Source organism: Gemmatimonadota bacterium (assembly GCA_026706845.1).
Classification (GTDB): Bacteria; Latescibacterota; UBA2968; order UBA2968; family UBA2968; genus VXRD01.
In genome coordinates this window covers 1-7,432 of sequence record JAPOXY010000162.1, presented here as the reverse complement: position 1 = coordinate 7,432, position 7,432 = coordinate 1, and the positions used below count along the sequence as shown (strand labels likewise).

Here is a 7,432-nt window from a genome sequence, read left to right as displayed (position 1 = left end):
GCCGAATACTGCACCCGGGTTGTGAATATAGGTTAATTTAAAAAAAGATCCCAATACCGGTACAGATTCGCCCAGGGTCATGGTTTGCAACACCCACCATTTGGTGAGTTGATCCAGTACTAATGCCACGCCTGTAATCCACAAAAATTTCACAAGTAAACCTCATGCCGATTTGTTTTGTTTTTCTTTACACGGGACGCAAACTTCCGTGGTCGGCACCGCTTCCAGTCTTTCTCTGGGGATGGGCATTTTACACGCTCGACACATGCCAAATTTGCGATTTTTGATGCGCGTTAAAGCGGCTTCTATTTGGTCCAGATAAGCACCGTCGCGTGCTGCAAATAGAAAAGCCTTTTCGCGTTCCATGGTCGAATTGCCCAAATCGGGCATGTGATCTGAATACGTCAGGTCTCCCGACGATTCTGCCGAGGTGATCTGCATGGAATGGCTCTGCAATGTGCCCAGATCTTTAACGATAGAGGTGCGTTTGGTTTCTAAAAGATTTTTGAAATACTCCAGGTCACGGTTTGTCATTTTATTCCTTTCTATCCACAGCTTCCCAAATTTGACACGCGTTTTCTTCGATTAGCGCGCGTTGTTCCGGCCAGAAAAACACAGGGAGTGGATCAAGCGGTACCCACGACATGCTTTCGTGATGCGTTGTATCAGTTGGCACGGCATCAATTTGCTCGGTCGAATACAAAAAATAATGTGTTATTTTCCATTCTGTCTTGTGAAAATCAAGCCGTTTTTTTGTGCCGAGTTTTTCCACGAGTTGCAGTTTTGATATCCCCACTTCTTCTTCGATCTCTCGTCTGGCAGCACATTCGATTTTTTCGCCCGCTTCAATGTGTCCTTTGGGCAACACATAGTCGGTATGCCCTCTCTCGCGAGCCAGAGCCAGCAATACCTGATGGCCATCCCAACGCACCACCACACCGCCCGCAGCATGGCGTTCTCGCAACCCTTTGGGGCGTATGTACCAGCTATTGTCGATCATAAAAGTTATTAAAAGCTCGCTTCTTCCTCACGCCCAGTACTTATCGTATAAAAGACTGAGACGTTCTTTTGCCGCGCTGGAAATAGCATCTGGCGATGTGATAATCGCAAATTGTGCGGCATTGAGACAATCGCAATCCGATGTTCTGGGCAATTGAGCAGCCAATGTGCATACAATTTGATTTGCGTGTTCGGCATTGGCTTTTAACACAGCGACCACGGCTTCGACCGACACATCTTCTTCGGCTTCATGCCAGCAATCGTAATCGGTGCCCATAGCCAGCATCGCATAACACATTTCAGCTTCGCGCGCGAGCTTGGCTTCGGGCAAAGCCGTCATCCCGATCACGGTCGCATCGACTTCTCGGCGATAAAAATGAGACTCTGCTCGCGTGGAAAACTGCGGTCCCTCCATACAGATATACGTTCCACCGTTGTGGGTGGTTACTCCGGAATTTTTTGCAGCAGCCAGCAACAAATCGCGCAATTCACCGCAAAAAGGATCGGCAAAAGCCACGTGTCCGGCGATGCCCTCACCAAAAAATGTGCTCGCGCGGATGCCGCGGGTGCGATCAAAAATTTGATCGGGCACCACCATATCACCCGGTTTTATGGTTTCCTGCATAATTCCCACGGCACTTATCGCCAGCAGATGTGTCACGCCCATCTGTTTCATGGCATATACATTGGCGCGATAGGGCACTTCAGAAGGCAGCAGCACATGCCCGCGTCCATGACGGGGCAAGAAATATACCGATTGGTCGCTTATACGCGTTTCGACAACTGCATCTGAGGGCGCGCCAAAAGGTGTGGCAAGGCGATGTTCGGCTACGATTTCCACACCTTTCATGTGATAAACGCCCGATCCTCCCATAACACCCAGTCGAACAATCTGTTCAGGCATCTTCGTCGTCCTGATCTGTGGCGTCATCTTCTATTTTCGGGATATCTTCTTGTACCACATCAAAGGTGGTCACTTTCAACTGGTCTAAAAAATCGGTCTGAACCTGTACCAGAGCTTTAAATTTGGACAAGAACATATCGCGTTGATTTTGTAACTCCACAATCTCTGTGCGGATATCATGCACCTGCGTGCGCGCTTTTTCAATGGCCCGATTGCTGCGGATCTCCGCTTCTTTCACAATCAGCCGCGCTTCCTTGTGCCCATTTTCCTTGACTTCCTCAGCCGTTTGTTGGGCAGTCCTGAGCATCTCCTGGAGGGTTTGCTCTATTGACCGATAGTGATGTACTTCTGATTGCAATGCATTGAGATGTTCTTTTAGTTCGATATTTTCGGCGCCGAGATTTTCGACTTCTGTAGCCAGCATGTCGAGAAATGCCTGCACTTCCTCTTGATCATAACCGCGAAAAGATTTCTTAAAAATCTGCTTGCGAATATCCAGTGGTGTGATGTTCACATTTCCCCTCCCTAAGGGCTTCGGTTATAACTCAAATACACTTTGAATGGCACTTTGAACAACCTGCAGAAGCAAAATTAACAAAATGGGCGACAAATCGAACATGCCCAGTGGAGGAACGATCTGTCGAAAAGGCCCCATAATAGGTTCTGTCAAGCTGTAAAGGGTCCACATAAATCTGCCCCCGCGCACAAAGGGCAACCACGAAAATACGATACGCGCGATAATTAAAACGAGCAAGACAGCAACGGCCCCATAGAGCAACCATCCGATGATATGCAGGATTTCGCCAGAAGAAATACCGTGTAATAATCCTATGAGTGAACGCAGCACATCGTTGGTCAACCACTTAAAAAAGAATGCTCCAATCAATGTCGCAATCACCAGAATCAACGGTGCCGCAGCGGCATTTCCAGGCATGTGTTGCGCAATGGGCCACACGAGCGGATCGGTTATGCGCCGAACATAATATTGAGACCAGCCAAAAGAACTCATACGCACCAAAACAGCGCGTAATAGCAACAACGCCACCATGCCGATTACCAATGCAACAAGCATCCAATCAATGGCTTGTTGTATTAAAATAATTGCCTGAGCAACCACATCAACCATAGTCTATACCGCCCGCTGACCAAAAATCGCCGTGCCCACGCGAACCATTGTCGCGCCTTCTTCAATTGCGACTTCAAAGTCACTGGTCATCCCCATAGACAGGATAGACACATGGGGCTTGTGAATTGCGATGCGGTCCTTGATTTGTCGCAACAAGACAAAATTTGGTCGCGCTGTTTCAGGGTCTGGATCAAATGCGCCAATCGTCATCAGCCCTGCCACCGAAACGCCCTGCAGGTCATCGACCTGCTCGACCAGATCTAATGCCTCGTTGGGCGATATACCGAATTTCGATGCTTCGCCCGATGTATTTACCTGTACCAATACGCGAACCGGGGTGTTTCGCCGCACGGCCCACCGGCCGATCTCTTTCGCCAGGCGCAATGTGTCAACCGAGTGAATCAGGTCGAATAAAGGCAAGGCAATTTTGACTTTGTTGCGCTGTAAGTGCCCAACCAAATGCCAGGATACTTTGCCGGCTACTTCTGGGACCTTGTGCTGTGCTTCTTGCACGCGACTTTCACCTAAAATCCGCGTCCCCGCATCTACGACCTGTTGCACGACATCGGCAGGCCAGGTCTTTGTTACAACAATCAATTTAACCGCATTTGCTGACCGCCCGGACCGCCGGGCAGCCCTGTCAATGCGATCTTGAACGCGCTTTAAGTTCTCAGCTATTGCCGACATAGGTTTCGGTCTCAAAATTGAAATATAGATTTCATAATTTATGTAAAAACCAGTGTAATGGCAACAAAAAGGGCTTGGAACATATGAGATGAACAGCGTGGGTTTTTTAGCCATGTAGGCCAAAAAACCGTTGACCCTATACGAGAGATATATGTATTGTAGAGCGCAGTGTAAAGGTCCTCTTTCTCTTTTAAATCTGGAGCTATTCTTATGCCGCGAAATGGTTATGGACACATGGTACTGGATGATTATGTCGCGCGCGTACGAGCTGTAAATGCCGACCGCGCAAAACGACTGTCGTCTATCCGAACAAAAAAAGAAGCTTTCGCATACCGCGATGAGGTGCGCGAGGCGATTGACAAAGCCTATCGCCCCTGGCCGAGTAAAACACCGCTTAATGCGCGCGTTGTCAGTACAATTGAACGCCGCTATTACCGCATTGAAAAAGTTCTCTTTGAGAGTCGTCCGGGTTGTTTGGTCACTGCCCATCTTTACGTGCCCGACAATCTCGATGGGCCAGCACCTGGTGTTATTGGCTCTTGCGGTCATGCTGCCGATGGCAAAAATGCATCGCTTTATCAGGCTTTTTGTCAGCGTCTGGCGCGCAATGGCTTTGTCGTCTTGATCTACGATCCCTTTAATCAGGGCGAGCGCGATCAATATTATGCCCTGCACAGCCGAGAAAGCGTGCGATCATCAACACATGCCCACAATATGATGGGCAAACAACTCGAACTCGTGGGCGAGTGGTTTGGCGCCTGGCGCGCCTGGGATGGTATTCGCGCGCTCGACTATTTGCTTACCCGCTCGGAAGTCGATCCCGCGCACATCGGGCTTACGGGCAACTCGGGCGGGGGTACTATGACCAGTTGGATTTGGCCGGTGGAAGAGCGTTTTACTATGGCTGCGCCCAGTTGCTTTGTCACCACGTTTGCCGCCAATCTCGAAAATGAATTGCCCGCCGATTCGGAACAGTATCCGCCGGGTGTGATTGGCGCGGGTCTGGATATGGCCGATTTTTTTATTGCCAGAGCACCGGCTCCCGTCATCTTGCTCGGTCAAGCTTATTGCTTTTTTGACCGACGCGGTCTCAAACAAGCCTATTCTGAAATCCGTCGTTTCTACGATATCATTGGCGCGCCAGCCAATGCGACTGATATTTTTATCGGGTCAGAAGACCACGGCTTTTTCCGCGATAACCAGGAAGCTATGGTGCAATTTTTTGCAACACAGGCCGGTATTCAGCAGGTTATCCGTTTGGAAGAGACCGAGGACTTGAGCGATGTCTTAAATGTCACTCCAAAAGGCGAGGTTGTGCCCGAAGGGGCTACGCCCATTTTCGATCTGATTGCCCAAAACGCCGATGTTCTTGCATCAAAACGCAAAAAGTTGGGTAAGGACGAACTCATCCGTTGTGTGCAGAGTACGCTCAATTTGTCTGATGACCGCGACCTGCCCCACCACCGCTGGTTGCGCAGTACGACAGAAGATGGCGTTCGCCTGGCGCGGTATGCGATTGAAACCGAGGGCAATATTCGCGCTATTATGCGGAAACGCCTGTCCAATCCGTCTTATTCGCATACGCTCGATGTCGAGCGCGAGGTTCATCTCTATTTGCCACATGTTTCTGCGGAAGAAGATTTGATAGAAGATCCTTTTGCAAAAAGGCTGAAAGAACAACATCCGCTCTATGCTCTCGATGTGCGCGGTTTGGGGGAATCGCTTGCCGATGATGAACGCGACTTTTTTCACCCTTATGGCAATGACTATATGTGCAATGGTTATGGTCTGATGCTCGGTCAGAGCTTTCTCGGTCGGCGGGTTCACGATGTGTTGTCCACAGTTGACTTGCTGGCTTGTGAAGGTGCGGAAAAAGTCCATCTTTACGGTCGCGGGCAGGGTGCGATTCACGCGCTGTTTGCCGGATTTCTGCATTCTGCAGTGACGACTGTTACCCTGAAAAATTATCCGCTGTCCTATCACGCTTGGACACAAACGCCCCTGGTCAGTTGGCCTGCTGCCAATATCCCTCGGGGCGTTCTCACATCATTTGATCTGCCCGATCTGATGCATGCTCTGGATAAGAAACTCGAGCTTATACAGCCCTGGGGGGCGGATATGTCGGAAGAGGAAAGTGAGAAGTAGGAAGTGTGAAGGAGTTCATCCTTCCAGCCGCTCGCGCAGGTGGGCTTCCATGGCCACGAATTGAGGGTCGGCGCGCAAGGTGTTTTCTCGGGGATGGGGAAAATGAACGCTCAGGTCTTCCGCGATTTTGCCGGGTCTGGCAGACATGACCACAACGCGGTCGGACAGGAGCAATGCCTCGGAGATGCTGTGGGTAATGAATAAGACAGCAGCACCGGTCGCCTGCCATATTCGCAAGAGTTCAATTTGCATTTTTTCTCGCGTCATTTCATCCAGTGCTCCAAAAGGCTCGTCCATAAGCAAAACAGATGGGCGGAAGGTCAAGACTCTGGCTATGGCGACCCGCGATTGCATGCCGCCCGATAGTTCGCGTGGATACGCCTGCTCAAATCCCGCCAGTCCGACAATGTCGATCATCTCAGAGACCCGGCTTAAAACCTCTGTGTCTCCAAAGACCTCTGCGGGTAGGCGCACATTTTCTTCTACCGTGCGCCAGGCGAGAAGCGAGGGATGTTGAAATACAAAGCCCACCAACCGTTCGCGCCGTGCGGTTTCGGGTATTTTTCCCAGTACGCGAACCGTGCCCTTTGTCGGTGTTTCCAGGTCGCCGACAATCCGCATTAAGCTCGTTTTGCCACATCCCGAGGGTCCGATCATACTGACAAATTCCCCCTGCGCTATTTGCAGAGAAATTTGTGCGAGTGCCTGCACCCGGTTGCTGTCGGTCACAAAAACCTTGTGAATATCCCGCAGTTCAATGGCTAATTCACTCACTTCGCGTCTCACCTTTTCAATGCTTGATCAAGTGTTTTTCCAGGGTTTTGACCACTGTTTTCAGCGTTTTAATGCGCGCATATAGCTTGCAATTGGACTCGACAATGGTCCACGGCGCATAATCTGTATTCGTGCGATACAACATGTCATCCACTGCGTCGCGATACTGATTCCATTTCTCTCGATTGCGCCAGTCTTCATCCGTAATTTTCCACTGTTTGGACGGTACTTTTTCGCGGTCTTGAAAGCGCTTCAATTGTTCGTCTTTGTCGATATCGATCCAGAATTTGAATAATAAGGTGCCGTAATTTGCCATCTGTTCTTCCATTTCGTTGATTTCGCGGTACGCGCGCTGCCATTCCTGTATTGTCGCAAATCCCTCTACGCGCTCGACCAGAACGCGTCCGTACCACGACCGATCAAAGATGGCAAAATGACCGGCTTTGGGCATTTTGATCCAGAACCGCCACAAATAGTGATGTGCCAATTCAATATCATTTGGCGCGGCGATGGGGAACACGTCGTATCCCCGCGGGTCCATGCGGCGCACCAGGCGTTTGATATTGCCTCCCTTTCCCGCAGCATCCCAGCCTTCGTACACAATGACTACCGACTGCCTTCGCAAATACACTTCGTGCTCGATTTCCCATATCTTTTTTTGATAAATGCGGCGCAGGCGATCGTATTCTTTGCGCGTGAGTTCTCTGGACAAATCAGATGTTTCGAGCATAGAATGCGGGATTGAGGATCCTCCGGTTCGACCATCACGCGCAGCTCGCGGCCCGCCTGGATCGCGA

10 protein-coding genes are annotated in these 7,432 nt (G+C 50.2%); 1 reads left to right on the top strand and 9 read right to left on the bottom strand.

The window, feature by feature from the left end; genetic code table 11:
• From OXG87_15280 to OXG87_15250, 7 genes are all read right to left on the bottom strand, one after another.
• Nucleotides 1-129, bottom strand: a 129-nt coding sequence (locus tag OXG87_15280) for a signal peptidase II (GenBank protein ID MCY3870910.1), incomplete at its 3' end; no start/stop codon positions are given.
• Between the two features lie 33 nt (nucleotides 130-162).
• Nucleotides 163-534 (bottom strand): TraR/DksA C4-type zinc finger protein, encoded by a 372-nt coding sequence (locus OXG87_15275; GenBank protein ID MCY3870909.1) that lies wholly within the window; start codon nucleotides 532-534, stop codon nucleotides 163-165.
• A gap of 1 nt (nucleotide 535) precedes the next feature.
• Entirely contained in the window at nucleotides 536-1,000 is a 465-nt protein-coding gene (locus OXG87_15270) for an NUDIX domain-containing protein (GenBank protein MCY3870908.1), read from the bottom strand.
• A gap of 27 nt (nucleotides 1,001-1,027) precedes the next feature.
• Nucleotides 1,028-1,903 (bottom strand): S-methyl-5'-thioadenosine phosphorylase, encoded by an 876-nt coding sequence (gene mtnP / locus OXG87_15265; protein MCY3870907.1) that lies wholly within the window; start codon nucleotides 1,901-1,903, stop codon nucleotides 1,028-1,030.
• Nucleotides 1,896-2,417, bottom strand: coding sequence for a DivIVA domain-containing protein (locus OXG87_15260; GenBank protein ID MCY3870906.1), 522 nt, complete (start codon nucleotides 2,415-2,417; stop codon nucleotides 1,896-1,898). Before OXG87_15260 ends, mtnP begins: the two co-directional genes overlap by 8 nt.
• Nucleotides 2,418-2,441: 24 nt before the next feature.
• Nucleotides 2,442-3,029, bottom strand: a complete 588-nt coding sequence (locus OXG87_15255; GenBank protein MCY3870905.1) for a YggT family protein — start codon at nucleotides 3,027-3,029, stop codon at nucleotides 2,442-2,444.
• A 3-nt stretch (nucleotides 3,030-3,032) separates the two neighbouring features.
• On the bottom strand, nucleotides 3,033-3,716 hold the full coding sequence (locus OXG87_15250; protein MCY3870904.1) for a YggS family pyridoxal phosphate-dependent enzyme: 684 nt from the start codon (nucleotides 3,714-3,716) through the stop codon (nucleotides 3,033-3,035).
• Nucleotides 3,717-3,926: 210 nt separating this feature from the next.
• Here OXG87_15250 and OXG87_15245 point away from each other — a divergent pair, with 210 nt between their 5' ends.
• Nucleotides 3,927-5,861: a prolyl oligopeptidase family serine peptidase gene (locus OXG87_15245; protein ID MCY3870903.1), complete on the top strand. Its 1,935-nt coding sequence runs from the start codon at nucleotides 3,927-3,929 to the stop codon at nucleotides 5,859-5,861.
• Nucleotides 5,862-5,876: 15 nt separating this feature from the next.
• On the opposite strand, the gene OXG87_15240 is transcribed toward OXG87_15245, so the two are convergent.
• Nucleotides 5,877-6,635, bottom strand: coding sequence for an ABC transporter ATP-binding protein (locus OXG87_15240; GenBank protein MCY3870902.1), 759 nt, complete (start codon nucleotides 6,633-6,635; stop codon nucleotides 5,877-5,879).
• A gap of 16 nt (nucleotides 6,636-6,651) precedes the next feature.
• Nucleotides 6,652-7,432 (bottom strand): phosphate--AMP phosphotransferase (locus OXG87_15235; GenBank protein ID MCY3870901.1); only part of this gene is annotated, 781 nt, incomplete at its 5' end.

Excerpts from the sequence above, each read along its gene's own strand:
- OXG87_15250 (MCY3870904.1), bottom strand. The coding sequence starts at position 3,716 with ATGTCGGCAATAGCTGAGAACTTAAAGCGCGTTCAAGATCGCATTGAC.
- OXG87_15270 (MCY3870908.1), bottom strand. The coding sequence starts at position 1,000 with ATGATCGACAATAGCTGGTACATACGCCCCAAAGGGTTGCGAGAACGC.
- OXG87_15275 (MCY3870909.1), bottom strand. The coding sequence starts at position 534 with ATGACAAACCGTGACCTGGAGTATTTCAAAAATCTTTTAGAAACCAAA.
- OXG87_15245 (MCY3870903.1), top strand. The coding sequence starts at position 3,927 with ATGCCGCGAAATGGTTATGGACACATGGTACTGGATGATTATGTCGCG.
- mtnP (MCY3870907.1), bottom strand. The coding sequence starts at position 1,903 with ATGCCTGAACAGATTGTTCGACTGGGTGTTATGGGAGGATCGGGCGTT.
- OXG87_15255 (MCY3870905.1), bottom strand. The coding sequence starts at position 3,029 with ATGGTTGATGTGGTTGCTCAGGCAATTATTTTAATACAACAAGCCATT.